The sequence below is a fragment of the Bradyrhizobium ingae genome, assembly GCF_055791185.1.
The window spans coordinates 15,794-42,671 of record NZ_JBVUBB010000031.1 but is presented as its reverse complement, the minus strand read 5'-3'; the positions used below and the strand labels follow the sequence as shown (position 1 = coordinate 42,671).

Below are 26,878 nucleotides of genomic sequence, written 5' to 3'. Positions count from 1 at the left end.
GAAAAGTGCGAAGCGGTTTTCCGAAAAGATCATGCTCGAACAAGGACCTGAAGCGGACCTAAAAAGGTGATGTAGCCTTGCCGTTCTTGTATGGAACGGTTGACTGGCCGGACTGATTTTCCCGGCGAAGACCCTGAGCAGAGACCAGAGAGCGAACACGACGTGGATATCTACACCATCATCTTCCTAGCGCTGGCGGTCTTCATTTTCCTGCGTCTGCGCAGCGTGCTGGGGCAGCGTACCGGCAACGAGCGGCCTCCGTTCGACCGCACCGCCCGCAATGCGCTCCAGGGTGCCCAGGACAAGAACGTCGTGACCATGCCGGGCAAGGTGATCGATCAGGCCCCGCTGGCGCCGACCGCCGACGTCACGCAGCCTGCCGACCGCTGGAAAGGTCTGGCCGAGCCCGGCACTGCACTCGGCCAGGGGCTGGACGCGATCGTCGAGAAGGACTCCTCCTTCGATCCGCGCCACTTCCTGTCCGGCGCACGCGGCGCCTATGAGATGATCGTGCTCGCCTTTGCCAATGGCGACCGCCGTGCGCTGCGCGACCTCTTGTCCTCGGAAGTGTTCGAGAGCTTCGACGCTGCGATCAAGGAGCGCGAGAAGAACGACCAGAAGACCGAGACGCGTTTCGTCTCGATCGACAAGGCCGAGCTCGTGGGTGCCGAGCTGCGCGATCGCACTGCGCAGCTCACCGTTCGCTTTGTCTCGCAGATGATCTCGGTGACCCGCGACAAGGCCGGCAACATCGTCGATGGGAACGCCGACAAGGTCGCCGACATCACCGACATCTGGACCTTCGCCCGCGACACCACCTCTCGCGATCCGAACTGGAAGCTGGTTGGCACCGGAAGCGCGCATTAAGTCAGCCCTGACAAATTGCGTGACGGCGCTGTGCGCAGGTGCCGTCGCGCTGTCGTCGTTTTCGCTCGGCGCCGAGGCGGCGCGCCGTCATCACCACAGCCGCATTGCTCCTGAAATCGCCGCCCCACCGCCGCGGGCCTTGCCCTACCCTCAGCTCGCGTTGCCCTTTGAAATTCCCGGCGCGCAATATCTGCCGCTCGCCTGGTCCGAGGTGGCCGGCTGGAGCGATGACGATCACCTCGCGGCCTACAAGGCGTTTCGTGCGAGCTGCAAATCGATCGCCGCGCAGCAGCAATCGGTTATCGAGCCCAAGGTTATGGAGCCCAAGGCGATCGGAGGCTCGCTTGGCGAGCCGTGCCGGATCGCCAAATTTCTTGAGCTCTCCGATGAGAGCAAAGCGAAGGCGTTTTTCGAACAGCATTTTTCGCCGCTGCGCATCTCGCGGCTCGGCGAGGCCGACGGTTTCGTGACCGGCTATTACGAGCCGGTGCTCGACGGCTCGCACGTCCAGACCGACGTCTACAACGTCCCGGTCTATCGCCGCCCCTCGAACCTGTTTGTGCGCGGCTTCAAGCAGGATGCGCCGAGCCTGCCGAACAAGGGCCCGGTGTACCGCAAGATCGGTCGCCGCAAGCTGGTGCCCTATTACGACCGCGGCGAGATCGAGGACGGCGCGATCGCCGGTCGTGGCCTTGAGATCGCCTGGCTGAAGGATCCGACGGATCTGCTGTTCGCGCAGATCCAGGGTTCGGCGCGAATCAAATTCGACGATGCCTCGTCCATCCGGATCAACTACGACGCCTATAACGGCTATCCCTACACGGCGGTCGGGCGCATCCTGATCGAGCGCGGCATCATCCCGAAAGAAGAGATGTCGATGCAGAAGATCAGGGAGTGGATGGCGCAGAATCCCGACGGCGCCAAGGAGCTTCGCCGCCAGAACCGTTCCTACATCTTCTTCCGCCAGGTCAATCTGTCCGACAAGGACGAGGCGGTCGGCGCGCAGGGCATTCCGCTGACGGCCGGACGCTCGATTGCGGTCGACAAGTCGCTCCATGTCTATGGCACGCCGTTCTTCATCGAGGGCGAGCTGCCGATCGATTCCGAGAAATCCAGGACGCCGTTCCATCGCCTGATGATCGCGCAGGATACGGGATCGGCCATCATCGGCCCCGCACGAGCCGATCTTTATTTCGGCGCCGGCCAGGAAGCCGGCCGCGTTTCGGGGCGGCTCCGCCACAACATGCATTTCGTGATGCTGGTACCCAAAAGCCTCGATCCCGTCGCGCGGGGTTCGCGGCTGCCCCTGCCCGATCCGCGACCGTCAGCGAAGATCGCAAAGCTGTTTCCGCAAATTGATCAGGCCAAACCTGTTGAACCAGCGAAAGCTGGCGCCGCGTCAGCCACCGTGTCACAAGCCAGAGACGCCACCGTCGCGGTGGACAGCCCGGTGCCGTTGCCGGAGCCGCGCCCCGCGATCAAGCCTGTTCGCGAGCAACGCAAGCACGTGCGCCGTCGTACCAGCCCGCAATGAAGCGATCGTCCCGTCCGCCTGTCCTGGATCCGCCGCCCTCGCCCCGCCGCCGCGCGCTCAGCGAGGACGAGCGCGCGCTGTGGGACATGGTCGCCAAGCAGGTCAAGCCGCTTCGAAAACTTCGTGTGACGAAGACGGAGGCCGCGCGCTCCGAAGTTTTGTCGGCCGCGCCAGCCGCGAGGCATCCAGCGCCCGCAAGGCCGATCGTCCCTGCGCCGGCTCCTCGCGTGATGAAGCCCGCAATCCCGCCTCTGGCGCCGCTCGGCAAGCGCGAGCGTACAAAGCTGTCGCGCGGCCGCAGCGAGATCGACGCGCGGCTTGATCTGCACGGCATGACCCAGATGCGCGCCCATCGCGCGCTCTCGGGCTTCATCCAGCGCGCCCACCACGACGGCCTGACCTTCGTGCTCGTCATCACCGGCAAGGGCAGGACCGGCGGTGAGAGCGGCGTGCTCCGTCGCCAGGTGCCGGAGTGGCTGAGCCTGCCGGAATTCCGTGCCTTCGTCGTCGGCTTCGAGGAAGCCCATGTCGGCCATGGCGGCGAGGGTGCGCTTTACGTGCGCATCAGGCGCGCGAGATTTTAGAGAACTCGATTTGACCGCGGGTTCGCTTAGCCTCTGTCGCAGGCGGGAGAGGGAGTGCACCTCCATCGCGGTCGCCAGTAAACGTATTCGTTATTTAAAACGGTCGCACGATTCCGACGCGCGGGATCAAGGTGACGATCAGGCCAAAAATGTTCGTCGTCCTATCCTCGGCTGGAATCGAAGGCGCTTCCTGCCTGGCCGGCAGCATCTTCACCGCGTGCAGGATCAGGAACATGCAGACCGCCCAGTTCGAGATCCAGCGCGAATAGTCGAACACCATCGCGAACATGACGACGTAGGCCAGGCTGACACCAATGATGCCTGCGACGACCAGGCGCCGGTGCATCTCGTCGGAGAGCGCGCGGATCAGGCTCGCGAAATAACGCCAGAGCGGCATGTGCAGCCAGATCAGCAGCGCAAAGACGGGTACGCCGAGAATGTTGTGAGGCATGCGGCCCCAGGTATCCGCGAGCTCCTTCGTCAGGGGCTGATACCAGATGTAGCTGAATTGCAGGAGATCGGTACGCGACGGATCAGCCATCCGGCCCTTGAGGTACGCGACGAAATCGGCCTCCGGCACCTGCATCGTTCCCAGGAATTGCGCGGCGAAGAACAGCGCGCTGACACAGAGCAGCGCCGCGAGGCCGAACGCAACGTTCGCGCGAGTGATGCCGTGCGCGAGATAATGTCTGACGACGACGATCATGATGATCGTCGGCACATACATCAACAGATGGATGTGGTGGATCAGGATCAGCACGATCGAAAACAGTGCGGCGAGGGCGACATAGAGGATCGAGCGCGCCGGGATCAGCAGCAGCACGATCGCGAGCGCACAGCCATAGATGTCGAAATGGCCGAGCGTGTGCATGAAGTTCTTCAGGAAGAACGGCGAACCCGCGATGAACACGAACAGCGGCAGGGTTTTGTCGTTGAGACCGAAGACCTTGCGGAAAAGCTGAACGAACAGTGCGAGCGTCACCAGCCACGTCGCTCCACCAAGTGCGAACACCAGCCACACCGGGACCTTGGTCGTGAACAGCGCCACGATGGCGCCGATCAGCGCGCGCTTGATGAAGCCGAAATGATAGTCGACGAGCAGGTGGATATAGGGGACGTAAGGCGGCAGCAGGATTTTATGGATGAACACGCCGGCGATCACGGCGACGTTGATCGCGAGCAGCAGCCGCCAGGGGTTTTGCCAAGGGCTAGCGCGCACAGAGCACCCAGCCTGCGTATGCCCCCGCCGTCGCCCCGGACAAGCTCACGAAGTGAGCGCGGATCCGGGACCCATAACCACAGGATCTAGTTTGGCGAAGATTGGTAACCCGCATCTCGCGCCGCAACTGCTCCCTGTGGTTATCGCGACGAGCGCAAGTGCTCGCGCGGGGGGTCCCGGCTTTCGCCGGGACGACAGCGGGATAGATAGCCGACCTCCGGCGAATTACAAAATAAACCGGCTCAGATCGGCGTTCTTGGCGAGGTCGCCGATGTGCTTCTGCACGAAGTCGGCATCGATCCGGATGGTCTCGCCGTTGCGGTCGGGCGCGGTGAAGGAGATCTCGTCGAGCACCCGCTCCATCACCGTCTGAAGCCGCCGCGCGCCGATATTTTCCACCGTCGAATTGACGGCGACTGCGATGTCGGCGAGCGCGTCGATGGCGCCGTCGGTGATGTCGAGCATCACGCCCTCGGTCTGCATCAGCGCGACATATTGCTTGATCAGCGAGGCCTCGGGCTCGGTGAGGATGCGCCGCATGTCGTCGCGGGTCAGTGCCTGCAACTCGACGCGGATCGGCAGGCGGCCCTGCAATTCCGGCAAGAGGTCCGAGGGCTTGGCGACATGGAAGGCGCCGGAGGCGATGAACAGGATGTGGTCGGTCTTGACCGCGCCGTGCTTGGTCGAGACGGTGGTGCCTTCGATCAGCGGCAGCAGATCGCGCTGCACGCCCTCGCGCGAGACATCGCCGCCGACGCGGCCGTCGCGCGCGCAGATCTTGTCGATCTCGTCCAGGAACACGATGCCGTTGTTCTCGACTGCGCTGATCGCCTCCAGCGTGAGCTGATCCGTGTCCAGCAGCTTGTCGGATTCCTCGTTGACGAGGATCTCGTGCGAGCCCTCGACCGTCAGCCGCCGCGTCTTGGTGCGGCCGCCGAGCTTGCCGAAGATGTCGCCGATCGAGATCGCGCCCATCTGCGAGCCCGGCATGCCCGGGATCTCGAACATCGGAAGGCCGCCGCCGGTGGACTGGGTCTCGATCTCGATTTCCTTGTCGTTGAGCTCGCCGGCGCGCAGCTTCTTGCGGAAGGATTCCCGCGTCGCCGAGCTGGCATTGGCGCCGACGAGGGCGTCGAGCACGCGCTCTTCGGCGGCCAGCTGGGCGCGCGCCTGCACGTCCTTGCGCTTCCGCTCGCGCACCTGGGCGATGGCGACCTCGACGAGATCGCGCACGATCTGCTCGACGTCGCGGCCGACATAGCCGACCTCGGTGAATTTGGTCGCCTCGACTTTGAGGAATGGCGCGTTGGCGAGCTTGGCCAGCCGCCGCGCGATCTCGGTCTTGCCGACGCCGGTCGGGCCGATCATCAGGATGTTCTTCGGCAGCACCTCTTCGCGCAAGGATCCGGTGAGCTGCTGGCGCCGCCAGCGGTTCCGGAGCGCGATCGAGACGGCGCGCTTGGCCTCGGACTGGCCGACGATGAAACGGTCGAGTTCGGAAACGATTTCGCGGGGCGAGAAGTCTGTCATGGCACCTTAGCTAGGGTCAGAAGCCGGCCGGGACAAGCCGCAATTTGGTGGGGTCAGATGATCGGCGGACCGGATTGCCATTGTTTCACGGCCTCGATCGGATGGATCAGCATCAGAATGTTCAGCGTCAGATTGTCGCGAATGTGGAGCGCCATCATGATCTCGAACACGAACCCGATCAGGATGGTGACCTTGACCGGCAGAATGCGGGCCGCAAGGAAGCCGAGCGCCATGAACAGCGTGTCGGAGAGCGAATTGACGATGCTGTCGCCGTAATAGTCCAGCGAGATCGTGCCGGCGCGATAGCGCTCGATGATGAAGGGCGAGTTCTCGATGATCTCCCAGCTGCCTTCGATCAGCATGGCAATGATCAGCCGCGCCGGCCAGGATAGCTGGAAGAACGGCAGGCGCGCGAACAGCAGCCACGTCAATCCGTAGAACAGGAAGCCATGGAGGACATGGGAGAAGCTGTACCAGTCGGCGATGTGCTGGGAATTCTCCGAACTGTTCACCACGCCATGCCAGAGCTTGACGTATCCGCAGGTGCAGATCGGCACCCGGCCCATGGCAAACAGGATCGAGGCCTGCAGCGCCAGCAGCAGCAGCGCGAGGCCGATCCGGTAGATCGGCGGGATCGCCGTCTTGGTGCTCTCAGGCGCGAGGGTCATGAATTGCGGGTCATCAGCCGGAAGGAGCCGTCTCTTAGTCCAAAGGTGGTGCTGTGCTCCCTCTCCCGCTTGCGGGAGAGGGGTGGGGAGAGGGTGCTTCCGCATCGGGACACTCCCGGTGTGGAGAGAACCCTCACCCGCGCCTTCGGCGCGACCTCTCCCGCAAGCGGGAGAGGTTACACCGGACTTGGAGCGACGCTGTTCATTTACAGATAGTCCTAACCGCTCGACAGGCTTTCGATGGTCACGTTGCGGTTGGTGTAGACGCAGATATCGGCGGCGATGTCGAGCGAGCGGCGGACGATGGTCTCGGCGTCCTTGTCGGTGTCGAGCAGGGCGCGGGCTGCCGCCAGCGCATAGTTGCCGCCCGAGCCGATCGCCATCACGCCGGCCTCGGGCTCCAGCACGTCGCCGGTGCCGGTCAGGACCAGAGAGACCTCCTTGTCGGCCACGATCATCATGGCCTCGAGCCGCCGCAGATAGCGGTCGGTGCGCCAGTCCTTGGCGAGCTCGACCGCGGCCCGGGTCAACTGCCCCGGATATTGCTCGAGCTTGGATTCCAGCCGCTCAAAGAGCGTGAAGGCGTCCGCGGTCGCGCCGGCAAAGCCGCCGATCACGTCGCCCTTGCCGAGCTTGCGGACCTTTTTGGCGTTGGACTTGATCACGGTCTGGCCGATCGAAACCTGTCCGTCGCCGCCGACCACCACCCGGCCGCCCTTGCGGACCGTTACGATCGTCGTGCCGTGCCAGACCTGCGGGCTGTTCTGGGAATCCTGCATGAAGTACCTCGTTGTCCGGCCTGATTTAGGCGGTCCGGCCCAAAGGCACAACGGGCGCACAACGGGCCGCTCCGGCCCTAAATTCGCTCACCATAGGCAGAAGTAGAGCCCCGCCCCGGCCTTCCCGCAGTAGCGAAGGCGTGATTTGGCTGTTAAAAGACCGCCGTTTTCGGCCCTAACGAGCATGATCCGGAAAAGTGGGCGCCGGTTTTCCGAGGAGATCATGCTCACATCCAAGAGTGAAAGCTCGCTTCAATGCGCACCGCGACGATCAAGCGCAAGACCAAGGAAACCGACATCGAGGTATCCGTGAACCTCGATGGATCCGGCGTGTCCAATATCGCGACCGGCATCGGCTTTTTCGACCATATGCTCGATCTTCTCGCCCGCCACTCCCGCATCGACCTCACGGTCAAGGCGGTGGGCGACCTGCACATTGATTATCACCACACCACCGAAGACACCGGCATCGCGCTCGGCCAGGCCGTCAAGCAGGCGCTCGGCAACATGGCGGGCATCACCCGCTATGCCAGTGTCCACATGCCCATGGACGAGACGCTGTCGCGCGTCGTGATCGACATCTCGGGCCGCCCGGTCCTGGTGTTCAAGGCCGACTTCCCCCGCGACAAGATCGGCGAGTTCGACACCGAGCTCGTGCGCGAGTGGTTCAATGCCTTCGCCATGAACGCCGGCGTGACTCTCCACGTCGAGACCCTATATGGCGAGAACAGCCACCATATCGCCGAATCCTGCTTCAAGGGTCTGGCGCGGGCGCTGCGCACCGCCGTGGCGATCGACCCAAAGACGGCGGGCGAAGTGCCCTCCACCAAGGGCTCGCTCGGCGGCTGACATCTCCGTCTCGCGGCGATGGGCGCCGTCGGCGGTATCAAACACCTTCTGAGAACGGGGCATCCGACATGCCTGCCTACACAGTTCATGCTCCCGGCCCCAGCGGCGCCGACCTGCGCGCGACGGACAGCTTCGTCTTCGTGCGCGACGGCTTTCATGTCTGGGCGATGATCTTCGGCCCGTTCTGGCTGTTGTGGCACCGGCTGTGGCTGGCGCTGCTCGGCTGGGTGATCTTCTTCGCCGCGTTCCAGGCCGGGCTTTCGAGCCTCGGCGTCGGCCGCTCCTCGATCTTCTTTGCTGATATCGTTCTGGCCCTCCTGATGGGCCTCGAAGCGTCGAGCCTGCGCCGCTGGACGCTGTCGCGGCGCAATTGGCGTCAGCTCGATGTCGTGATCGCCGATGATCAGGATACTGCCGAGCGCCGCTTCTTCGAACGCTGGAGCAAGACACAGCGCGGCATCGTCAATGATCAATGGGCCGTCGATCGCGGCGGCCCGCCGCCGACCCGCTCTGTGCCGGGTCAGCCGTTCTCAAACCCGCCGCCCTTGCCGTCCGGCGGCATCATTGGATTGTTTCCAGAACCGGGAGGGTCGCGATGAGCGTTGCCATCATCGATTACGGTTCCGGCAATCTGCATTCCGCAGCGAAAGCCTTCGAGCGCGCCGCGCGCGGCATGGAGGATGGGCAGAAGGTCTTCGTGACCAGCGATCCGGACCAGGCCTACAGCGCCGATCGTCTCGTGCTGCCCGGTGTCGGCGCCTTCGCCGACTGCCGGCGTGGGCTCGATGCCGTCAACGGCATGGTCGAGGCGATCACCGAAGCGGTGCGCGTCAAGGCGCGGCCCTTCTTCGGCATTTGCGTCGGCATGCAGCTGATGGCGAGCCGGGGCAAGGAGCACGTCACGACCGACGGGCTAAACTGGATCGCGGGCGACGTCGAGAAGATCGCCCCGCGCGATGAAAACCTGAAGATCCCGCACATGGGCTGGAACACGCTCGATCTGCTGCGCGAGCACCCGGTGCTGGACAAGCTGCCGCTGGGGCCGAAGGGGCAGCACGCCTATTTCGTGCACTCCTATCACCTTAATGCCGCCTTTGAGGCGGACGTGCTTGCGCGCGCCGACTATGGCGGGCCGGTCACGGCCATCGTGGCCAGGGACACCGCCATCGGCACACAGTTTCACCCCGAGAAGAGCCAGCGCTTCGGCCTCGCTTTGATCTCGAACTTTTTGAGATGGAAGCCGTGATCCTCTTCCCCGCCATCGACCTGAAGAACGGCCAATGCGTGCGCCTTGAGCAAGGCGACATGGCGCGCGCCACCGTGTTCAACCTCGATCCCGCGGCGCAGGCGCAAAGCTTTGCCGCGCAGGGATTTGAGTATCTCCACGTCGTCGATCTCGACGGCGCCTTTGCCGGCAAGCCGGTGAACGCGCACGCCGTTGAGTCCATGCTGAAGACGCTTCAGATCCCGGTGCAGCTCGGCGGCGGCATTCGTGATCTCGCAACCGTCGAAGCCTGGCTCGCCAAGGGCATCACCCGCGTCATCATCGGCACCGCCGCCGTGCGCGATCCGGAGCTGGTGAAGAGCGCAGCGAAGAAATTCCCGGGCCGTGTCGCCGTCGGGCTCGATGCGCGCGACGGCAAGGTCGCGGTCGAAGGCTGGGCCGAGACATCGCAGGTGACGGTGCTGGAAATCGCGCAACGCTTTGAGGATGCCGGCGTCGCTGCCATCATCTTCACCGACATTGCCCGCGACGGACTGCTCAAGGGCTTGAATCTCGACGCCACGATTGCGCTTGCCGACGCCATCTCCATCCCCGTGATCGCCTCCGGCGGCCTTGCCTCGATCGAAGATGTGAAGGCCATGCTGACGCTGCGAGCCAAAAAGCTTGCGGGTGCGATCGCCGGTCGTGCGCTCTATGACGGCAGGCTCGATCCGGCGAGCGCCCTCACCCTGATCCGCAACGCGCGCGCTGCTTAGGAGATTCAGATGTTCAAGGTGCGCGTGATCCCTTGCCTCGACGTCAAGGACGGCCGGGTCGTCAAGGGCGTCAACTTCGTCGATCTGCGCGATGCCGGCGATCCCGTCGAGGCGGCGATCGCCTATGACGCCGCCGGTGCTGACGAGCTCTGCTTTCTCGACATCACCGCGACCCATGAGAACCGCGGCATCATGCTGGACGTGGTCCGGCGTACTGCGGAAGCCTGCTTCATGCCGGTCACCGTCGGCGGCGGGGTGCGCAAGGTCGATGACATCAAGACGCTGCTGCGCTCGGGCGCCGACAAGGTCTCGATCAACAGCGCGGCCGTGTCACGGCGCGAGTTCGTCAAGGAAGCCGCCGAAAAGTTCGGCGAACAGTGCGTGGTGGTCGCGATCGACGCCAAGCGCGTCAAGCGTCCCGGCGGCTCCGACCGCTGGGAGATATTTACGCATGGCGGACGCAACTCGACCGGCATCGATGCCATCGAATATGCCCAGGAGGTGGTGTCGCTGGGGGCCGGTGAAATCCTGCTCACCTCGATGGACCGCGACGGCACCCGGCAGGGCTTTGACATACCGCTGACCCGGGCGATCGCCGACAGCGTTCCCGTCCCCGTGATCGCCTCGGGCGGCGTCGGCAATCTCGATCACCTCGTCGACGGCATCCGCGACGGCCACGCCACCGCGGTGCTGGCGGCGTCGATCTTCCACTTCGGGGAATTTACCATCCGCGAGGCCAAGGACCATATGGCCCGCCGCGGCCTGCCGATGCGGCTGGATGCCTGACGACTCCACTTCGTAATGATGCTACACAGGCATGTGTCTGGACCGGCCGGTGAGGCCGGCATGTGTTTCTGAGTATTTTGTATGTCGCGTTTCACGATCCACGATCTGGCCGCAACCATCGATGCCCGCGCCGCGGCCGGTGGCGAGGTGTCCTATACCCGCAAGCTCCTGGACAAGGGCGCGGAACATTGCGCGAAAAAGTTCGGCGAGGAAGCAGTCGAAACCGTAATCGCAGCAGTCGAAAACGATCGCGCGCATCTGATCTCCGAAAGCGCCGACCTGCTCTACCACTTCCTTGTGCTGCTCAAGGCACGTGGCGTAAAGCTGGAGGAGGTCGAGGCGGCGCTGGACAAGCGGACGTCGATGTCAGGGTTGGAAGAGAAGGCGTCGCGCAAGAGCGAGTAGCAAGACGAGTAGAAAGGCTGCGTCATGGATATCCGTGCACCCGAGCAGCAGTACAATCCGTACCGCGTCTACACGCGCGAGCAATGGGCGCGGTTGCGCGACGATACGCCGATGACGCTGGAGCCGGGTGAGTTCGACCGTCTCCGCTCCATGCATGACCGCCTCGACTTGCAGGAGGTCGAGGACATCTACCTGCCGCTGTCGCGCCTGCTATCGATCTATGTCGATGCCATGCAGCGCCTGTATTACGCACAGCGCCAATTCCTCAATATCCGCGATCGCAAGATGCCCTACATCATCGGCGTCGCAGGCTCCGTGGCGGTCGGAAAATCCACCACCGCCCGCGTGCTTCAGGCGCTGCTCGCGCGCTGGTCGCCGCGACCGAAGGTCGATCTGATCACGACGGACGGATTTCTCTATCCCCTTGCCGTGCTGGAGCGGCAGGGCCTGGTGCAGAGAAAAGGCTTTCCGGAAAGCTACGACCTGCCGCTGCTGCTCGGCTTCCTTTCCGACATCAAGGCGGGCCGCCATCCCGTGCGTGCGCCGGTCTATTCACATCTCACCTACGACATCGTGCCGAACAAATGGGTCGAGATCGATCAGCCCGACATCCTGATCGTCGAAGGCGTCAACGTGCTGCAGACCGGCAAGCTGCCGCGCGATGGCAAAGCAGTGCCTGTCGTCTCCGACTTCTTCGACTTCTCGGTTTATATCGACGCCGACGAAGCGGCGTTGCGGCAATGGTATGTGAAGCGTTTCCTGGCGCTCAGGGACACTGCGTTCACTGATCCCAGGTCCTACTTTCACCGCTATGCGCTGCTGTCTGACGAGGAAGCGACCGCGACCGCGACCGCGATCTGGGAGCGCACCAACCTCGCCAATCTCGAAGACAACATCCTCCCCACCCGCCCCCGCGCGACGCTGATCCTGAAGAAGGGCGCCGATCACGTGGTGGAAAGCGTGGCGCTGCGACGGCTGTAGGTTTCAGTGCCGTCCTGGCGAAAGCCAGGACCCAGGCCGTAGTTGGGGCGCGAGCTGACAACCGCGAATCTTCGTCAACTTCTCCCTGTGGCAATGGATCCTGGATCGCGCTCGCTCTGCTCGCTTTTCCGGGACGACGATCGGAAGATCGCCTGCTCACACAACCGTCAAGCCCCGCTCAACCCTTTCGCGCCCGCCTCTGCCTGTCACGGGCGGCCCGGACCTTGGCGCGGTTGCCGCAGACGCGCATCTCGCACCAGCGGCGGCGGTTGTTCTTGGTGGTGTCGAAGAACAGCCAGCCGCATTCCTGGCCCGCGCAGCGCCTGGTGCGTGAGAGGTCCTTTTCCATCAACAGCGTCAAGGCGGACATCGTGATGGGGCCGAGGATCGCAGCTTCGATGTCGCGGCGCGGATCAAACACCCAGATGTAGCTGCCCAGGCGCATCCGCATCTCGGCGTGGCGCAAATGTTCAGCGTGGGCGGCCGACAACTGATCGAGGGCCTTCGCGGGGACCGGTCGTTGCTCGGCGAGCGCGGTGCCGATCGTCCAGATCAGCTCGCGCAGCTCGATGGCCCGCGCGAAGGCGTGGCGCGCACGTCGCGGATGACCTGACAACTGCGCACGGATATAGGCGCAATCGGAGGGCGGCATGACACGGGCGTGCTCGACCCACTGCATCAGTGTGTCGAAATCCCTCAGGTGCTCCTGATGCGCGGCCGAGCCGCGCGCCGACGACGTGTTGGTGAAATCCCACGCCAGCTCGCCGCCGACGAGATCGAGGCTGCCGGCACGCGAGGGTGGGAGCACGGTTTGGGTCCGCGGGATAGTGCTCATGTGTAACCATCAAACTGCACGAAGTCCGCTTGCCGCAATGTTCCGGGCCGGCCGCTCCGTGATGAAGCCGCTCCATCTCAGGCGTTTTCGAAGAACGGGGCAAGCGAAAAGCTGTAACCGCCTATCGATTGTTGACTGGTGCCGGGGTGCGTGACAGCCTGATACCTCTAAAACGATCTTTGGAGGTTACCATGACCTGTCGTCGCGGTGCTTTCCCCCTGCTCGCGTCCGTTCTCGCTCTTGCGGTTGCGGAGCCCTCCGCCGCCCAACTGGCCGGCAAGGACGTCAAGATCGGCATCGGGGGTCCCTTGACCACGACCTCGGCGGGTTTCGGCGTCGAGATGAAACAGGCCGTGGACCTCGCGGTCGATGAGCAGAACGCGGCGGGCGGCGTCGCCGGCGCCAAAATCGTTGCGACGGCGATCGACGACAAGGCTGATCCCGAGACCGGAAGGGCCGCCGCCAAGGCGTTTTGCGATGACCCCGCCGTTTTGGGCGTGGTCGGCCACGTCAACAGCGGCGTCGCCATCGCCACCGGCCAGGTCTATGCGGACTGCTCGCTGGCTGTGATCACGCCGATGGCGTCGAACCCGCAAGTGACGGAAAGCGGCTTTGCCACCATCTTCCGCCTGACCAATCGCGACGACCGGAAGGGACCGGGGCTGGCACGCTACCTGATGGAGAAGCTGGGCAAGAAGCGCGCGCTCGTGGTCGACGACGGGACGTCCTACGGCGTCGGCCTCGCCGACCAGTTCGTTGCGGGCTTCGGCGCCGGCGGCACCGTGGTCGCGCGCAAATCGGTCAAGGTCGGCGAGAAGGATTTTACCGATTTCGTCAAATCCTGGCCGAGGGATTTCGACGTGCTGTTCTTTGCCGGCATTCGCGAAGGCGCGCTCATCCTCAAGGAGATGCGCGCGCAGGGCCTGACCCAGCTGTTCAGCTGCGGCGACGGATGCTGGGACACCAAGGCCTTCATCCAGGCGGCCGACGGCGCGGCGACGAGCGCCGAAGGCGTTCGCATTCTCTCCGCCGCACCCGCCATCGGCGCCGTGCCCGGCTCGTCCGAGTTCGGCGCGAGGTACATCGCGAGGTACGGCCCCATCAACAACTATGCCGCGAGCTCCTATGATTCAGCGCGGGTGTTGATGGCCGCGATCGCCGAGGCCGCCAAGGCGAAGGAAGGCCTGCCAACACGTGCCGATGTCGTGGCGGCGCTGCGAAAACTGACGTTCCAGGGCATCGCCTATGCGAGGCCGGTACAATGGACCGACAAAGGCGACAACAAATCGGCCGTCATTTTCGTCAACGTGGTCGAGGGCGACCATTTCAAGCAGGTCGACCAGATCGGCGAGTGAGGCTTCGTTCGCAATGACGACGGAGAAATCCCGGCTACACCGCCAGATGCCGTGATGCCGCGAGGCCGGCGAGCGCCTCCTCCAGCTTCTCGCGGTCGAGCGGCTTGATCAGGAATCCGTCCATGCCGGCTTCGAAACAGGCGTAGCGATCTTCCACCAGCGTGTTCGCGGTCAGCGCCAGGATCGGCGTGCGGCGAGCCCCCTCGCCTGCTTCATGCGCGCGGATACGCATGGCCGCTTCGATGCCGTCGAGCCGCGGCATCTGGATATCCATCAGCACGAGATCATACGGCGTGCCCGCCGACTTCGCCGCGAGCCACGACTCCAGCGCTGCTTTGCCATGGGTTGCGATCACGACGCGGTGCCCTAGCCGGGTCAGCAGCGATCGCATCAACAGCGCGTTGATCTCGTTGTCCTCTGCGACCAGGATCGACAGACCCTTTATCACGGCGGACCGCGTCACGGATGCCTCGGCCGGCGGCTGTGGCGCAAGCTCGGGCGAGGTGACCTCCGGCGTCAGCGACAGGCGTGCAGCGAGCGAGGCGGCGCGCAGCGGCTTCACCAGATAGCCCGTAAAGGCCGGCGACAAGGGTTCGTGCCGCGTGGCGGGTGTGAGCAGCACCAGCCGCTGCACGGCATGGCTGCGCGCCGCATCGCCAAGCCGCGCCGCTACCTCCGGACCGAGCGCGCGATCGATCAGCACGGCATGCCAGGAGCGCTCCGGCAGCAGCGCCAGTGCGACGTCGACGTCCGAGACCGAACAGGTCTGGCCGCCCCATCGCTCCAGCCGCCGCGCGATCAGCGAGGCTTCGATGCCTGAGCCAGCGATCAGCAGGATCGATTTGCCGGTGAGGTCGGGGGTCGGAAACGTGGTTTGTTCCGTGCTGGCCTGGGCTGGCGCCAGCGGAATCGAGACCTCGAAGGTCGAACCCCTGCCCGGCTCGCTCTCCAGCGTGATCCGCCCGCCCATGCGCTTGACGATGCGCTCGCTGATCGCAAGGCCAAGGCCGGTGCCGCCATAGGTGCGCGCGACGCGCTCGTCGGCCTGCTCGAATTCGCGGAAGATGCGCGACTGCGCCTCGGGCGCGATCCCGATGCCGGTGTCGCGCACCAGAAAGCTGATCTCGTTCGGCCAGAGGCCCGGCTCGACGATCAGCGCGACGCCGCCATGCGCGGTGAACTTGATGGCATTGCCGGCGAGATTGAGCAGCACCTGGCGCAGCCGCGCGGCATCGCCGGTGACGTCGAGCGGCAGGCGCTCGTCGACATAGGCCGCGATCTCGAGGTTCTTTGCCTGCGCGCGCGGCGCGAGCAGCTCCGTGATCTCCTCGATCAAGGTCGACAAGGCGAAGGGACGCTGCTCGAGGTCGAGCTTGCCGGCCTCGATCTTGGAATAATCGAGCAGCTCCTCGATCAGCGCGGTCAGCGCCTCGCCCGAGGTTTTCACGGCCCGCGCATAGGTCGTCTGCTCTGGCGTCAGCGTGGTGTCGAGCAGCAGGCTGCTCATGCCGATGATGCCGTTGAGCGGCGTGCGGATCTCGTGGCTTGCCATCGCGAGGAAGCGCGACTTGGCGCGGTTGGCGGCATCGGCCTGGTCGCGGGCCTCGGAAAGCGCGCGTTCGGTCTCGGTGCGATCGGTGACGTCGCGGCCGACGCTCTGGAGCTCGGCCGGCTGGCCGGCGTCCAGCCGCACCAAGCCCTCGCGCCAGGCGATCCAGCGCGCGCCGATCGGGGTTGCGATCTTCTGGTCGTGGATGCGCGTGCCGTTGCTTTCGAGCGCGCTGTCGCCCTGCTCCACCACGTCGAAATCGAAGCGCGTGCCGACAAGTGCGCTGCGCGCCTTCCCGGCAAGCTCGCAATAGGCGTCATTGGCGAAGGTGATGCGTCCCTGGGTGTCGCGCAGCACGATGAGATCGCCCTGCGATTCGAAGAGGCTGCGCGCGCGCTCCTCCGCCTCCTTCAGCTCCCAATTGCGATCGACCAGCGCCTCGTTATGCGTCGCGAGCGTGCGCAGCCGCTTGTTGACGAAGCGCAGCCGCATGCTGAGCGTGGCAAGCCCGAGGCAGGCGAGGGCGAACAAGAAGCTCGCGCCGATCGCAAAGGCGTTGGGATCGTAGCCGGATTTCTCGGCGCGGCTGCCGGCGATGAAGCCGTAGGCGCCGCCGAACGTCGCCGAGAAGATCATGAAGGAGCGGATCGCGAAGGCGATCCTGGGATGGCGGCGCCTGAAGCGGCGCATGCGCACTTTGAACCGGAACGACCGACCCATCGCCAAAGATCCTGACCCTTCCTGAACTTCCTTTGCCCGCCCGCGATGACGATGTGTCGTCCGACCTTGCGAACAGTTTTAGGTTTTGCGGCTGCTCGAAACAGGGTTGACGAAACGTTAACGCCTCAGAGCGAGGCCGCCTGCAGGTGTCGATGTCCTCCGGCGGCGCCGACGATCAGCGCGGCGGCATCGCGGGCCGAGAACGTCTTCGACCGCACATAGATGCGGTAGTCCGCCGGCCCTTCGCTGGAAAGATAGATCACCGGGGCGTCGCTGCTCGGATGCGCGGAGATCGCGACGAGGCGAGTTGCTGCGCCGGATTGGCAAGCGTCCGTCTCGGCGGTCGGCCCGTCATCGACCAGGACGAAATCCGCAGCCTCCGCCGTCTCGGTGATCTCGACGCGGACGGTGGCGCGGGCAGGGTCGTCGGTGAAGGCAACATGCAGGCCGGCAGTCCAGGGAACCGATGCGAGCTCGACCGGTGTCTCGCCGAAGGCGATGCAGGGATGCGATGTCGATCCGGGGCCGCCGCGCACCAGCACTGCCGCCGCCATGAGGGGAACAACCGAAGCCAGGAACTTGAAACGCAACATGACACTCTACTCGCCAAGGCCCGAGATGAACGCGTGGGCCTTATGGTTTGCAGAGCGTAAAGGAAACTCGTTACCGCGGGGTTGATACGAATGCGCGTCACGCCAACTGGCGTACATCCTCCGCGAGTGCGCGGTAGGAGAGGGCTTCGGCGAGATGCAGCCGTCCGATCGTCTCGGTGTTGTCGAGGTCGGCCAGCGTGCGCGCCACCCGCAGCACGCGGTGATAGCCGCGCGCCGACAGCCGCATGGTCTCGGCGGCATCGCGCAAGAGTTTCTGGCCCTGCGCGTCGGGCTTGGCGATCTCCTCGAGCACCGAGGCCGGTGCCTCCGCATTGGTGCGGACGTTCGGCATGCCCGCGGCCTGATAACGCGCGCGCTGAATGTCGCGCGCCGCGGCGACGCGCGCGGCGACTTCCGCCGATCCTTCCGCCGGCGGCGGCAGGATCAGGTCGGCCGCGGTCACCGCAGGCACCTCGATGCGCAGATCGATGCGGTCCATCAGAGGACCCGAGATGCGCGCCTGGTAGTCCGCCGTGCAGCGGTCGATGCGGCCGCGTTTGCAGGCATAGCCGGGTTCGAAGGCGTTGCCGCAGCGGCACGGATTCATCGCAGCGACCAGCATGAAGCGGGCAGGGTAGGTGACGCGGTGATTGGCGCGCGACACCGAAACCTCACCGTTCTCCAGCGGCTGGCGCAGCGAATCCAGCACGCGCGGATCGAACTCCGGAAGTTCGTCGAGAAACAGCACGCCCTGATGCGCGAGCGAGATCTCGCCGGGCTTTGCGCGCACGCCGCCGCCCGTCAGCGCGGCCATGCTGGCGGAATGATGCGGCGAGCGGAACGGACGCCGCGAGGTCAGCGCGCCGCCTTCGATCTCGCCGGCGACGGAGGCGATCATCGAGACTTCCAAAAGTTCGCCCGGCGACAGCGGCGGCAGGATCGAGGGCAGCCGCGCGGCCAGCATCGACTTGCCGGCACCGGGCGCGCCGGTCATCAGCAGATGATGTCCGCCGGCAGCGGCAATCTCCAACGCGCGCTTGGCGCTTTCCTGGCCCTTGATGTCGCGAAGGTCGAGCGGGGAGGCGGCCGCCTCATGCACCTTCGGCGAGGGCCGCGACAGCACCTGCGTGCCCTTGAAGTGGTTGGCGATCTGGATCAGCGAGTGTGCTGCGATGATCTGGATGTCCGGGCTCGCCCAGGCCGCTTCCGAGCCGCAGGCGGCCGGACAGATCAGGCCTTCCTCGCGGGCATTGGCGCCGATCGCGGCCGGCAGCACGCCGGCCACCGGCGCGATCGAGCCGTCGAGACCGAGCTCGCCGAGCACCGTGAAGCCGGTGAGGGCATCGGGCGGAATGGCGCCGATCGCCGCCATCAGCCCGAGCGCGATCGGCAGGTCGTAATGGCTGCCCTCCTTGGGCAGATCGGCGGGCGCCAGATTGACGATGATCCGCCGTGCCGGCAGCGCCAGCCCCGAGGCGATCAGCGCCGAGCGCACCCGCTCGCGCGCCTCCGACACCGCCTTGTCCGGAAGACCGACGATCGCAAAGGCCGGCAGGCCAGGGGCGACCTGCACCTGCACGTCGACGGCGCGCGCCTCGATTCCCTCAAAGGCGACGGTAGAAACCCGTTGAACCATGCTCGAACCAGCCTGCCCTCATGCACAATCGAGGGTAGCAGGCGGCCGTTCGGCTGGCAAGAACAATACGGGAACGTTTATCCACCCCTCCAGGCACTTCCTAACGAGGCGTAAACGGGACGGGGACAGTAAGCCTCGAATGCGAGCCGATCCGCTCAGCACATCCCAACGAATGTCGGGTACCTGTAAGAGCGCGGGATGGGCCGTGATCTAACAAGTGAACAAATCGAGATGCTTGCAAATCGCCGGAGAAGCGAACGTCGGGTGTGCAGTCGGCTTGCCAAGATTCATCTTGGCGCGGGCTCGCTGCCGAGGGATTGCACGATCACGGATATTTCCGATGGCGGCGTGAAAGTGGTGGCGGAGTTTCTCGAAGTGCCGCCGCAGTTCACCATCATCTTCGCGCCGGACTATTCCCGCCAGTGCCAGCTCCGCTGGCGCATCGGCTGCGAATTCGGCGCCGAATTCATCGATTGAAATCGATTGGGGCGGCCGGACGGCCGTCCTTAACGGGAAATTAGCGTTAATCGGGAAAGCATCTCTGATCAGTCGCCGACGGTAGATCAGAGTATGTCCCAGCGTTCGTCCCAGTATTCGTGCCTTGTCTCTTCCCCGGCGCGATTGCTGCTGTCCGCGCTTCTCGCGTTAGGACTTTGCGGCTGCCAGACCACCGGGCTCGAGGACATCACGGGCGCGCTCGGCACCAGGTCGGAAAAGACCCGCGAGGCCAAGCCCGGTATCGACGCCTTGCGCGAGCGCTACCGGGCAACCCCAAGCGATCCCGAGGTCGCGCTGCAATACGGCAAGGCGCTGCGTGAAAACGGCCAGCGCTCGCAGGCCGTCGCCGTGCTCGAGCAGGCCGTGCTCACCCATTCCAGCAACAAGCCGCTGCTTGCGGCTTATGGCCGCGCGCTCGCCGACAACGGCGATTTCCAGCAGGCCTTCGATGTGCTGAGCCGCGCGCATACGCCGGAGGATCCCGACTGGCACATCCTGTCGGCGCAAGGCACGGTGCTCGATCAGCTCGGCCGCAACGAGGAGGCGCAGCAATATTACGGCAGCGCCTTGAAGATCGTGCCGGACGAGCCGTCGGTGCTGTCCAATCTCGGACTGTCCTACGTGCTGCAGAACAATCTGCCCAAGGCGGAGGCGACGCTGCGCCGCGCCTATGAGCGCGCGCCGCAGGACGCGCGCGTGCGGGCCAATCTCGCATTCGTGGTCGGACTACAGGGACGCCAGGCCGAGGCCGAAGGCATCGTCAAGGCCGATCTGCCGCCGGACGAAGCCCAGGCCAAGGTCGCGGCGCTGCGGCAGCTCCTCATCAAGAAGCAGCAGCGCGCGGAGAAGTAGCTCCGCTCGCCGCTAGAGCGTGATGGGATTGCCTCGAGGAAGGTGCGCTTCCTCCTCCGCGGGGGGAGGGCTGGGGAGAGGGTGTCTTCACAATCGAGAACCCCCAAGAGGAAAAAGCCCTCACCCGCCGCTTCGCGGCGACCTCTCCCGCAAGCGGGAGAGGTTGAACGAGCTGGTGGCCCAATCGTTTCAACCAAAAGCCATCATGCCCTACGACGCCTTGCGATGCGGCGCGGATTCGCGCTTCGGCTTGCCCTTCAGTTTCTTCAGCAGCGGCGCCAGCAGCGATTGCCTCGGCTTCTTGACCTCGCCGCGGCCGGCAAGCCGGTTGGCGAGGTTCTGGAACGTCTCGGCGGTGCGGTGGCTCCTGGAGACTTCGGCGATCATCTGGCCGTTATTGGCCGCGGTCGAGAACAATTTCGAATCGAAGGGAATCACCGCGACCGGCTGACTTTCCATGGTCTTGGCGAAGGCCTTGACCTCGATCTCCGCGCGCTTGTGCATGCCGACCTGGTTCAGACAGTAGAGCGGCGGCCGATCGTTCGGCCGCGCCGCCTTGAGCACGCTGAGCATGTTCTTGGTGTTGCGTAAGTTGGCGAGATCGGGCTCGGCCACGATCACGATGTCGTCGGCGTTGATCAGCGCGCGACGCGTCCAGCCCGACCATTGATGAGGCACGTCGAGCACGATGCAGGGCGTAGTCATGCGCAGCGTGTCGAACACGGCGTCGAAGGCTTCGGCGCCGAAATCATAGACGCGGTCAAGGCTAGCGGGTGCGGCGAGCAGGCTGAGACGCTCGGTGCATTTGGCGAGCAGGCGCTCCATCAGCGCGGTGTCGGGGCGCTCCTGCGTCAGCACCGCGTTGGCGATGCCCTGCACAGGATCCTGATTGAAGTCGAGACTCGCGGTTCCGAAGGCAAGATCGAGATCGATCACGACCGAATCGAGCGCCAGATCGCGCGCGATGGTCCACGCGACGTTGTGCGCGACCGTGGATGCGCCGACGCCGCCCTTGGCGCCGACCACCGCGATGACGCGGCCGGTGATGATGGCCTCGGAGGCCGAGAACAGGCTGCAGATCGAGCGCACCACGTCGATGGTCTCGACCGGTCCGATCACGTAGTCGTTGACGCCGCGGCGCACCAGCTCGCGATAGGGCGCCTCATCGCTGGGATTGCCGATCACGACGACGCGGGTGCCGGGATCGCAGACGCCGGCGAGATCGTCGAGCCCCTCGAGGATGTCGCGCGTGCCGTCGGATTCGATCACGATCACGTTCGGCGTCGGCATCGTGCTGTAGGCCTCGACCGCCGCAGCAAGCCCGCCTTCCTTGACGGTGAGATGGGCCTTCGCAAGCCGGCGATCCTGGCCGGCCGCGCTGATGGCGTCGTAGGTCTGCTCGGTCTCGCAAAACGCCTGCACCGAGACCCGCGGGACCGGGGCAATGTGCTCGTCGGGGTGCTGCGGACCGTCGGCGTCGTCTTCGTATTGGCCGCTCATTGTCATTTGCCCGTGTCGCTGAGTTTGGCCTTGTCGGCGTCGGGATAGGTCGTCGAGGTCGGCATGCCCTTGCGGTAGCGCTCGAACGCGATCGCGCGCCGCTCCGTATAGGCAGGGGTTTCGGCGCGCGGCTGCTCGAGATCGGCGGGGTTGTCGATCATCGCCGCGAGGTTGCGCTGCGTCGCGCAGCCGAGGTTGAAGTACGGCTTGTTCTCGTTGTAGCCGGGGTCGAAGATCGAGGGTCCGGTATCCTCCGGCCACAATCCGCAGGGGCCTGCCACCGCGGCGATTTTCGAATAGCTCAGCCGGATGGTCGGAAGCAGGCCGGGATCATCAGGGCGATAGGGGCGCTGCACGATGCCGCGCGCGGGCACGCCGCCGGCCGCCAGCACCGAGCGGATTTCGTGGTAGGTCGCAGCCGCAGCGCGGGCGTTCCTGGTGTCGACGGGCACGTCGACCACGACGGCGCCGGTGCCTTCATGCGCCCAGTCCCGCGCGATGCCCATGACGTCGGCGCGCTGCGCCCCCGACAGGCCGCCGCGGGCCTGGCCGACGAAGATCACGATCGAGCGCTTGCCCTCCTGCACCGCGATCGGATGGCGCTGGCGATAGTCGGTCGGCACCGTCTGGGTGATGACCTCCTCGGTGGTGTTGCACGCACCGAGCGTGACGGCGAGCCCCATCAGCGCGACCGCGAGGCGCAGCCTGTTGCGGCAATCGACCGGTAGTCTCGTCATCGCTTCATCCCCCTCGTGTTGAAGCTTCCTTCGTCTCAGTCGATGATGAAGCCGAAATCGCCCTGGTAGCCGGTGACGGGATCGACGTGGCTCGCGATGCCGTAGAGGCGGTTCATGCGGCCGAGCAGCGCGGATTGCGAATCCGATGGCGGCGCAAACCCGTCATTGGGCCGTGATAGTTCCTTCTGCGCGACCGCGCGCACGACATAGGGCGTCACGATCACCATCAGCTCGGTTTCGTTGTTCACGTAGTCCTGGCTGCGGAACAGCTGGCCAAGCACCGGAATCTGGTCGAAGCCGGGCAGGCCGTTGATCGCCTGCTTGGTCTGCTGCTGGATCAGGCCGGCCATCGCCATCGAACCACCTGACGGAATCTCGAGCGTGGTCTCGGCGCGGCGGGTCTGGATCGAGGGGATCGTGACGGAGCTCGTGGAGCTCGAGGAGATCGACTGCGAGACGGTGATTGAATTGGTGTTCGACAGCTCCGAGACCTCGGTCATCACGCGCAGGCTGATGCGGCCCTCGCTCAGCACCACCGGCGTGAAGTTCAGGGAGATGCCGAACTTCTTGTAGGAGATCTGCGTGGTGCAGACATGCGTGACGGGATCGCAGGCATAGCCTCCCGGAATCGGGAATTCGCCGCCAGCGATGAAGGTCGCCGATTCACCGGAGATCGCGGTGAGATTCGGCTCGGCAAGCGTCTTCACGACACCGGCGCTCTCCATCGCGCGAATGGTCGCGGCGACCGTGACATTGCCCTTGGAGAGGGCGCCCAGCCCGAGCCCGTTGTTGCTGACCAGCGGTCCGCCGCTGACCGAGAACGGGTTGGAATTGTTGAAGCTCACGACCGCCGTGCCGGCATTCAGGCTCGCGCTGAGATCGACGCCCATCTGCTTGATGATGTCGCGGCGCATTTCGGCGACCACGACCTTCAGCATCACCTGGTCGCGGCCGCGCACGACGATGTTGTTGACGACCTTGTCGGTGCCGCCGACCAGCTTTGCGGCGACGTCGCCGGCCTGCTGCGCCTCGACCGGGCTCGACACCGAGCCGGTCAGCATGACGCCGTCACCGACGCCTTCGATCTGGACGCCCGGCATCGACTGCCGGAGTGCGGCGCGCACGCCGTTGAGGTCGCGCTTCACCGCGATGTCGTAGGAGGCCACCTGCTGGCCGTCTGCCGAAAAGAACACGACGTTGGTCTGCCCGACCGCGGCACCGATGATATAGGCGCGCTGTGAGGAGCGGATCACGGCGTTGGCGATCTTGGGATCGGCGACGAGCACGTCCTTCACGTCGCGCGGCAGGTCGATCACCACCGACTTGCCGACGCCGAGCGCCAGGAAGCGGGTCCTGGCCGGAGCGGTCGTTGCGACCGGCGACACGCCGAGATCGGGCGCCTGCACCGGGGTCTGGTCGCCGACCGGTGCGTCTGCCGCAATCGCCGGTGCTGCGGCGAGGCCCAGCATCAGCATGATCCCCAGCCCGAAAGAACGTGCGCCATTCCCCCGAATGCGCATCGCGTTCCGATACTCCCCACTCGTCATCCCGGGTATCCCCATCACTTACGCGGGCACTCGAACCGCACGTGGCGGGTTCCCTCGTCATCGATGAGTAGGCAGTAAAAGTATAAGGGGTGTTGCGAGGCCGAATGTGATCGCCGGTCACGCAGCCCGTTTTGGCTGCATGGTGAACGCCGCGTTATTCGGAATGCGAGAACTCCGTAGATTCACGCAAGAGCACAGCCGTTTTGTGTCTGTGCGTGACGCGACATGGTGAACGCGTGGTTAGCTCGCGAAGCGAAAGCCTGTTGCGGTCGAGTGAAGCGTCTTGCCTCAATATCGTCCTGGCGAAAGCCAGGACCCAATACCCCAGGGAGTTGTTGCAGCAGGAGGTAGAGGCCACACGGCCGCCGTCAAAACGAGTCGTTGGGGTAATGGGTCCTGGATCGGCGCTTGCTCTGCTCGCTTGTCCAGGACGACGTGGGGAAGTGGCGGCGCGTGCAACCTTACTTGCTTCGCTTCTGCTCGATCACGTCCCAGATCTTCGCCGCGACATCCGGCCCGCCGAGCCGCGCGATCGCGCGGATGCCGGTAGGCGAGGTCACGTTGATCTCGGTGAGGCGGTCGTTGATGACGTCGAGGCCGACGAACAGCAGGCCGCGTTCGCGCAGTGCCGGCCCGACCGTTTCACAGATCTCGCGTTCGCGCGGGGTGAGGTCGGTTGCCTGCGCCGCGCCGCCGCGCACCATGTTGGAGCGGAGATCGTCGGGGGCCGGGACGCGATTGACGGCACCGGCGAACTCGCCATTGACCAGGATGATGCGCTTGTCGCCGTGCTTCACCTCGGGGATGAACTGCTGGATCACCCAGGGCTCTTTGAAGGTCACCGAGAACATGTCGTAGAGCGAGCCGAAATTCATGTCCTGCGGCATCACGCGGAACACCGCGGCGCCGCCATGGCCGTGCAGGGGCTTCATGACGACGGCGCCGTGCTGTTCGCGGAAGGCGTTGATCTCGTCGAGATCGCGCGAGATCAGCGTCGGCGGCATCAGCTGCGGAAAGTTCATCACGAACAGCTTTTCCGGCGCGTTGCGCACGCTCGCGGGATCGTTGACCACCAGCGTCTTCGGATGAATCCGCTCCAGGAAATGCGTCGAGGTGATGTAGGCGAGATCGAACGGCGGGTCCTGGCGCAGCAGCACCACGTCAAAGCCGTTCAGCGCCTCGCGCCGAGGCTCGCCGAGAGTGAAGTGATTGCCGGGCTCGTCACGCACGGTGAGGAGCTGCACCGGTGCGACCAGCTCGTCGCCGACCTGCGACAGCTTGTCGGGCGTGTAATAGGACAGCCCGTGGCCGCGCTTCTGCGCCTCCAGAAGCAACGCAAAGGTGGAATCGCCCTTGATGTTGATGCGGGCGATGGGGTCCATCTGGACGGCGACGTTCAGTTTCATGGGCTGCCTTTCAGGTCGAGGCGTCGAATGCCGCCAACACATGGCGTGGAAGTGACCGCGGCGCAATCAGCATGGCGTCGAATCGCAATTCAAATTCGGCATGCTCGGGATGCGCGACAAGCCACCCTTGCGCGGCGTCGATGATGCGCTGCTGCTGGCGCGGCGTTACGGCGAAGGCGGCGTCATCGAGGCTGGCGCGGGCCTTGACCTCGACGAAGGCGATCAGATTGCGCCGGCGCGCCACGATGTCGATTTCGCCATGCGGCGTGCGGAAGCGTCTCGCCAGGATGCGATAGCCCTTGGCGATCAGGAAGGCCGCGGCGCGGCTTTCCGCGGAAATGCCGGTCTGGAATGCGGCGATGCGTTCGGGCGAGGGGGGCTTCGGCTCCGCCGGCGGGGCGCCGTCAGTCTTCGTCATCGCCGCCCCGCAGGTTCCTTTGCAGGCTCTTGGCAAGCTCAAGCGCACGCGCATAGACTTCGCGGCGCGGACGGCCGGAGAGCTCGACCGCATGGGCGACGGCGTCCTTGACGCTGCCGGTCGCGAGCTGTTCGCGCAGGAGCTCGTCGAGCGCATCCGGCGTCATCTCCTCCACATCGGCGGCCGGCGGGCCGATCACCAGCACGAATTCGCCGCGGGTCTCCAGCGTGTCCGCTCGGCGCGCGAGCTCGCTGAGGGAGCTGCGCGAGATCTCCTCGTGAAGCTTCGTCAGCTCGCGGCAGATCGCGGCTTCGCGGTTGCCCATGACTTCGGCGAGATCGGCCAGCGTCTCCTGCACGCGATTGCCGGAATCGAACAGCACCAGCGTCGCATCGATCCGGGCGAGCTCACTGACGCGCTTGCGGCGCGCGGTTGATTTGGCAGGCAAAAAGCCTTCGAAGAAGAAGCGGTCGGTCGGCAGCGCGGCGACCGACAGGGCCGCCAGCACCGAGGACGGGCCGGGCAGCGCATACACCGCGTGGCCAGCGGCGGAAACCTCGCGCACCAGCTTGAAGCCGGGATCGGAGATCAGCGGCGTGCCGGCATCGGAGACCAGCGCGATCGAGCCGCCTCGCGCAAGCGCCTCCAGGATCTTTGGCCGGGCCGCCTCCGCATTGTGCTCGTGATAGGGTTTGAGCTGCACAGCGATGCCGTAACGTTCGGTCAGCCGTCGCGTGATCCTTGTGTCCTCGCAGGCGACGATGTCGACGCCGGCCAGCGTCTCGAGCGCCCGCAAGGTGATGTCGCCGAGATTGCCGATGGGGGTGGCGACGAGGTAGAGGCCCGGCGCCGCCTTGCTGGCTGAAAAGTGATGGGCGCCAATGGCAAAACCGCGTGCGTGGGGTTCCACCGCACCTTCAGGCGTATTTATCGGGGCGGTCTTTGCGCGCATAATGGATACTTAACGGGAGAGACGCGCTTGCGCCATATTCGCGGCGAAAAGCCCGCGTTGGTGCAGTCTCGCAAAAGTCGGCGGGCAGCTTGCCATGG

Annotated in this window: 27 protein-coding genes; 13 read left to right on the top strand and 14 right to left on the bottom strand. The window is 65.0% G+C overall.

What is annotated here, in order from left to right; all coding sequences use genetic code 11:
- Window positions 1-162: 162 nt before the first annotated feature.
- Genes ACV1FX_RS31610 through ACV1FX_RS31600 form a run of 3 tightly spaced genes read left to right on the top strand, consistent with a single transcriptional unit; the run spans window position 163 to window position 2,985 of the window.
- Window positions 163-867: a Tim44/TimA family putative adaptor protein gene (locus ACV1FX_RS31610; protein ID WP_473121457.1), complete on the top strand. Its 705-nt coding sequence runs from the start codon at window positions 163-165 to the stop codon at window positions 865-867.
- Window positions 845-2,401 (top strand): murein transglycosylase A, encoded by a 1,557-nt coding sequence (gene mltA, locus ACV1FX_RS31605; RefSeq protein ID WP_473121456.1) that lies wholly within the window; start codon window positions 845-847, stop codon window positions 2,399-2,401. Before ACV1FX_RS31610 ends, mltA begins: the two co-directional genes overlap by 23 nt.
- Window positions 2,398-2,985, top strand: coding sequence for a Smr/MutS family protein (locus ACV1FX_RS31600; RefSeq protein WP_473121455.1), 588 nt, complete (start codon window positions 2,398-2,400; stop codon window positions 2,983-2,985). Before mltA ends, ACV1FX_RS31600 begins: the two co-directional genes overlap by 4 nt.
- Window positions 2,986-3,079: 94 nt before the next feature.
- Here ACV1FX_RS31600 and ACV1FX_RS31595 read toward each other — a convergent pair whose 3' ends face one another.
- The 4 genes from ACV1FX_RS31595 to hslV form a co-directional block, all read right to left on the bottom strand.
- Window positions 3,080-4,204, bottom strand: coding sequence for a hypothetical protein (locus tag ACV1FX_RS31595; protein WP_473121454.1), 1,125 nt, complete (start codon window positions 4,202-4,204; stop codon window positions 3,080-3,082).
- Between the two features lie 225 nt (window positions 4,205-4,429).
- The gene (hslU, locus tag ACV1FX_RS31590; protein WP_473121453.1) at window positions 4,430-5,734 is read right to left on the bottom strand and encodes an ATP-dependent protease ATPase subunit HslU; all 1,305 of its coding nucleotides are present in this window, start codon (window positions 5,732-5,734) and stop codon (window positions 4,430-4,432) included.
- A gap of 53 nt (window positions 5,735-5,787) precedes the next feature.
- The gene (locus tag ACV1FX_RS31585; RefSeq protein ID WP_473121452.1) at window positions 5,788-6,402 is read right to left on the bottom strand and encodes a DUF2585 domain-containing protein; all 615 of its coding nucleotides are present in this window, start codon (window positions 6,400-6,402) and stop codon (window positions 5,788-5,790) included.
- A gap of 218 nt (window positions 6,403-6,620) precedes the next feature.
- Complete coding sequence (gene hslV, locus ACV1FX_RS31580; RefSeq protein ID WP_473121451.1) at window positions 6,621-7,181, bottom strand: ATP-dependent protease subunit HslV; 561 nt, start codon at window positions 7,179-7,181, stop codon at window positions 6,621-6,623.
- A 255-nt stretch (window positions 7,182-7,436) separates the two neighbouring features.
- Between hslV and hisB the strand changes: the two genes are divergently transcribed.
- The 7 genes from hisB to coaA all read left to right on the top strand — a co-directional run bounded on the left by hisB (window position 7,437) and on the right by coaA (window position 12,182).
- Complete coding sequence (gene hisB, locus ACV1FX_RS31575; protein WP_473121450.1) at window positions 7,437-8,030, top strand: imidazoleglycerol-phosphate dehydratase HisB; 594 nt, start codon at window positions 7,437-7,439, stop codon at window positions 8,028-8,030.
- A 68-nt stretch (window positions 8,031-8,098) separates the two neighbouring features.
- Complete coding sequence (locus ACV1FX_RS31570; RefSeq protein ID WP_473121449.1) at window positions 8,099-8,629, top strand: DUF2628 domain-containing protein; 531 nt, start codon at window positions 8,099-8,101, stop codon at window positions 8,627-8,629.
- Window positions 8,626-9,276 carry an imidazole glycerol phosphate synthase subunit HisH gene (hisH, locus tag ACV1FX_RS31565; RefSeq protein WP_473121448.1) on the top strand — a complete coding sequence of 217 codons (651 nt, stop codon included), beginning with the start codon at window positions 8,626-8,628 and terminating at the stop codon, window positions 9,274-9,276. Before ACV1FX_RS31570 ends, hisH begins: the two co-directional genes overlap by 4 nt.
- On the top strand, window positions 9,264-10,010 hold the full coding sequence (hisA, locus tag ACV1FX_RS31560; RefSeq protein WP_473121447.1) for a 1-(5-phosphoribosyl)-5-[(5-phosphoribosylamino)methylideneamino]imidazole-4-carboxamide isomerase: 747 nt from the start codon (window positions 9,264-9,266) through the stop codon (window positions 10,008-10,010). The genes hisH and hisA overlap by 13 nt, the downstream gene beginning before the upstream one ends.
- 9 nt (window positions 10,011-10,019) lie before the next feature.
- Entirely contained in the window at window positions 10,020-10,796 is a 777-nt protein-coding gene (hisF, locus tag ACV1FX_RS31555; protein ID WP_027525124.1) for an imidazole glycerol phosphate synthase subunit HisF, read from the top strand.
- Between the two features lie 81 nt (window positions 10,797-10,877).
- Complete coding sequence (locus tag ACV1FX_RS31550; RefSeq protein ID WP_473121446.1) at window positions 10,878-11,201, top strand: phosphoribosyl-ATP diphosphatase; 324 nt, start codon at window positions 10,878-10,880, stop codon at window positions 11,199-11,201.
- Window positions 11,202-11,225: 24 nt separating this feature from the next.
- On the top strand, window positions 11,226-12,182 hold the full coding sequence (gene coaA, locus ACV1FX_RS31545; protein ID WP_473121445.1) for a type I pantothenate kinase: 957 nt from the start codon (window positions 11,226-11,228) through the stop codon (window positions 12,180-12,182).
- Between the two features lie 178 nt (window positions 12,183-12,360).
- On the opposite strand, the gene ACV1FX_RS31540 is transcribed toward coaA, so the two are convergent.
- Complete coding sequence (locus ACV1FX_RS31540) at window positions 12,361-13,017, bottom strand: CGNR zinc finger domain-containing protein (RefSeq protein ID WP_473121444.1); 657 nt, start codon at window positions 13,015-13,017, stop codon at window positions 12,361-12,363.
- 191 nt (window positions 13,018-13,208) lie between these two features.
- On the opposite strand from ACV1FX_RS31540, the gene ACV1FX_RS31535 reads away from it, so the two are divergent.
- Window positions 13,209-14,372 (top strand): branched-chain amino acid ABC transporter substrate-binding protein, encoded by a 1,164-nt coding sequence (locus tag ACV1FX_RS31535; protein ID WP_473121443.1) that lies wholly within the window; start codon window positions 13,209-13,211, stop codon window positions 14,370-14,372.
- Between the two features lie 34 nt (window positions 14,373-14,406).
- Here ACV1FX_RS31535 and ACV1FX_RS31530 read toward each other — a convergent pair whose 3' ends face one another.
- The 3 genes from ACV1FX_RS31530 to ACV1FX_RS31520 all read right to left on the bottom strand — a co-directional run bounded on the left by ACV1FX_RS31530 (window position 14,407) and on the right by ACV1FX_RS31520 (window position 18,870).
- Window positions 14,407-16,641: a PAS domain-containing hybrid sensor histidine kinase/response regulator gene (locus ACV1FX_RS31530; RefSeq protein ID WP_473121442.1), complete on the bottom strand. Its 2,235-nt coding sequence runs from the start codon at window positions 16,639-16,641 to the stop codon at window positions 14,407-14,409.
- A 125-nt stretch (window positions 16,642-16,766) separates the two neighbouring features.
- Window positions 16,767-17,234: a hypothetical protein gene (locus ACV1FX_RS31525; protein ID WP_473121441.1), complete on the bottom strand. Its 468-nt coding sequence runs from the start codon at window positions 17,232-17,234 to the stop codon at window positions 16,767-16,769.
- A 97-nt stretch (window positions 17,235-17,331) separates the two neighbouring features.
- Window positions 17,332-18,870, bottom strand: a complete 1,539-nt coding sequence (locus ACV1FX_RS31520) for a YifB family Mg chelatase-like AAA ATPase (protein ID WP_473121440.1) — start codon at window positions 18,868-18,870, stop codon at window positions 17,332-17,334.
- Between the two features lie 231 nt (window positions 18,871-19,101).
- Here ACV1FX_RS31520 and ACV1FX_RS31515 point away from each other — a divergent pair, with 231 nt between their 5' ends.
- Entirely contained in the window at window positions 19,102-19,347 is a 246-nt protein-coding gene (locus ACV1FX_RS31515; protein WP_283038918.1) for a PilZ domain-containing protein, read from the top strand.
- 93 nt (window positions 19,348-19,440) lie between these two features.
- Window positions 19,441-20,220 carry a tetratricopeptide repeat protein gene (locus tag ACV1FX_RS31510; protein ID WP_473121439.1) on the top strand — a complete coding sequence of 260 codons (780 nt, stop codon included), beginning with the start codon at window positions 19,441-19,443 and terminating at the stop codon, window positions 20,218-20,220.
- 210 nt (window positions 20,221-20,430) lie between these two features.
- On the opposite strand, the gene ACV1FX_RS31505 is transcribed toward ACV1FX_RS31510, so the two are convergent.
- The 6 genes from ACV1FX_RS31505 to rsmI form a co-directional block, all read right to left on the bottom strand.
- Window positions 20,431-21,720 carry a CpaE/TadZ family protein gene (locus tag ACV1FX_RS31505; RefSeq protein WP_473121438.1) on the bottom strand — a complete coding sequence of 430 codons (1,290 nt, stop codon included), beginning with the start codon at window positions 21,718-21,720 and terminating at the stop codon, window positions 20,431-20,433.
- A gap of 2 nt (window positions 21,721-21,722) precedes the next feature.
- Window positions 21,723-22,457: a CpaD family pilus assembly protein gene (locus ACV1FX_RS31500; RefSeq protein ID WP_473121437.1), complete on the bottom strand. Its 735-nt coding sequence runs from the start codon at window positions 22,455-22,457 to the stop codon at window positions 21,723-21,725.
- A 35-nt stretch (window positions 22,458-22,492) separates the two neighbouring features.
- Window positions 22,493-23,977, bottom strand: a complete 1,485-nt coding sequence (locus ACV1FX_RS31495; RefSeq protein WP_473121436.1) for a type II and III secretion system protein family protein — start codon at window positions 23,975-23,977, stop codon at window positions 22,493-22,495.
- Between the two features lie 488 nt (window positions 23,978-24,465).
- On the bottom strand, window positions 24,466-25,410 hold the full coding sequence (gene gshB / locus ACV1FX_RS31490) for a glutathione synthase (protein WP_473121435.1): 945 nt from the start codon (window positions 25,408-25,410) through the stop codon (window positions 24,466-24,468).
- Between the two features lie 10 nt (window positions 25,411-25,420).
- The gene (locus ACV1FX_RS31485) at window positions 25,421-25,828 is read right to left on the bottom strand and encodes a YraN family protein (protein WP_473121434.1); all 408 of its coding nucleotides are present in this window, start codon (window positions 25,826-25,828) and stop codon (window positions 25,421-25,423) included.
- Window positions 25,815-26,780 (bottom strand): 16S rRNA (cytidine(1402)-2'-O)-methyltransferase, encoded by a 966-nt coding sequence (gene rsmI, locus ACV1FX_RS31480; RefSeq protein WP_473121433.1) that lies wholly within the window; start codon window positions 26,778-26,780, stop codon window positions 25,815-25,817. The genes ACV1FX_RS31485 and rsmI overlap by 14 nt, the downstream gene beginning before the upstream one ends.
- Between the last annotated feature and the right edge of the window lie 98 nt (window positions 26,781-26,878).

Excerpts from the sequence above, each read along its gene's own strand:
- ACV1FX_RS31600 (WP_473121455.1), top strand. The coding sequence starts at position 2,398 with ATGAAGCGATCGTCCCGTCCGCCTGTCCTGGATCCGCCGCCCTCGCCC.
- hslU (WP_473121453.1), bottom strand. The coding sequence starts at position 5,734 with ATGACAGACTTCTCGCCCCGCGAAATCGTTTCCGAACTCGACCGTTTC.
- ACV1FX_RS31585 (WP_473121452.1), bottom strand. The coding sequence starts at position 6,402 with ATGACCCTCGCGCCTGAGAGCACCAAGACGGCGATCCCGCCGATCTAC.
- hslV (WP_473121451.1), bottom strand. The coding sequence starts at position 7,181 with ATGCAGGATTCCCAGAACAGCCCGCAGGTCTGGCACGGCACGACGATC.
- hisB (WP_473121450.1), top strand. The coding sequence starts at position 7,437 with ATGCGCACCGCGACGATCAAGCGCAAGACCAAGGAAACCGACATCGAG.
- ACV1FX_RS31570 (WP_473121449.1), top strand. The coding sequence starts at position 8,099 with ATGCCTGCCTACACAGTTCATGCTCCCGGCCCCAGCGGCGCCGACCTG.
- hisH (WP_473121448.1), top strand. The coding sequence starts at position 8,626 with ATGAGCGTTGCCATCATCGATTACGGTTCCGGCAATCTGCATTCCGCA.
- hisA (WP_473121447.1), top strand. The coding sequence starts at position 9,264 with ATGGAAGCCGTGATCCTCTTCCCCGCCATCGACCTGAAGAACGGCCAA.
- hisF (WP_027525124.1), top strand. The coding sequence starts at position 10,020 with ATGTTCAAGGTGCGCGTGATCCCTTGCCTCGACGTCAAGGACGGCCGG.
- ACV1FX_RS31550 (WP_473121446.1), top strand. The coding sequence starts at position 10,878 with ATGTCGCGTTTCACGATCCACGATCTGGCCGCAACCATCGATGCCCGC.
- coaA (WP_473121445.1), top strand. The coding sequence starts at position 11,226 with ATGGATATCCGTGCACCCGAGCAGCAGTACAATCCGTACCGCGTCTAC.
- ACV1FX_RS31540 (WP_473121444.1), bottom strand. The coding sequence starts at position 13,017 with ATGAGCACTATCCCGCGGACCCAAACCGTGCTCCCACCCTCGCGTGCC.
- ACV1FX_RS31535 (WP_473121443.1), top strand. The coding sequence starts at position 13,209 with ATGACCTGTCGTCGCGGTGCTTTCCCCCTGCTCGCGTCCGTTCTCGCT.
- ACV1FX_RS31530 (WP_473121442.1), bottom strand. The coding sequence starts at position 16,641 with ATGGGTCGGTCGTTCCGGTTCAAAGTGCGCATGCGCCGCTTCAGGCGC.
- ACV1FX_RS31525 (WP_473121441.1), bottom strand. The coding sequence starts at position 17,234 with ATGTTGCGTTTCAAGTTCCTGGCTTCGGTTGTTCCCCTCATGGCGGCG.
- ACV1FX_RS31520 (WP_473121440.1), bottom strand. The coding sequence starts at position 18,870 with ATGGTTCAACGGGTTTCTACCGTCGCCTTTGAGGGAATCGAGGCGCGC.
- ACV1FX_RS31515 (WP_283038918.1), top strand. The coding sequence starts at position 19,102 with ATGCTTGCAAATCGCCGGAGAAGCGAACGTCGGGTGTGCAGTCGGCTT.
- ACV1FX_RS31510 (WP_473121439.1), top strand. The coding sequence starts at position 19,441 with ATGTCCCAGCGTTCGTCCCAGTATTCGTGCCTTGTCTCTTCCCCGGCG.
- ACV1FX_RS31505 (WP_473121438.1), bottom strand. The coding sequence starts at position 21,720 with ATGAGCGGCCAATACGAAGACGACGCCGACGGTCCGCAGCACCCCGAC.
- ACV1FX_RS31500 (WP_473121437.1), bottom strand. The coding sequence starts at position 22,457 with ATGACGAGACTACCGGTCGATTGCCGCAACAGGCTGCGCCTCGCGGTC.
- ACV1FX_RS31495 (WP_473121436.1), bottom strand. The coding sequence starts at position 23,977 with ATGCGCATTCGGGGGAATGGCGCACGTTCTTTCGGGCTGGGGATCATG.
- gshB (WP_473121435.1), bottom strand. The coding sequence starts at position 25,410 with ATGAAACTGAACGTCGCCGTCCAGATGGACCCCATCGCCCGCATCAAC.
- ACV1FX_RS31485 (WP_473121434.1), bottom strand. The coding sequence starts at position 25,828 with ATGACGAAGACTGACGGCGCCCCGCCGGCGGAGCCGAAGCCCCCCTCG.
- rsmI (WP_473121433.1), bottom strand. The coding sequence starts at position 26,780 with ATGCGCGCAAAGACCGCCCCGATAAATACGCCTGAAGGTGCGGTGGAA.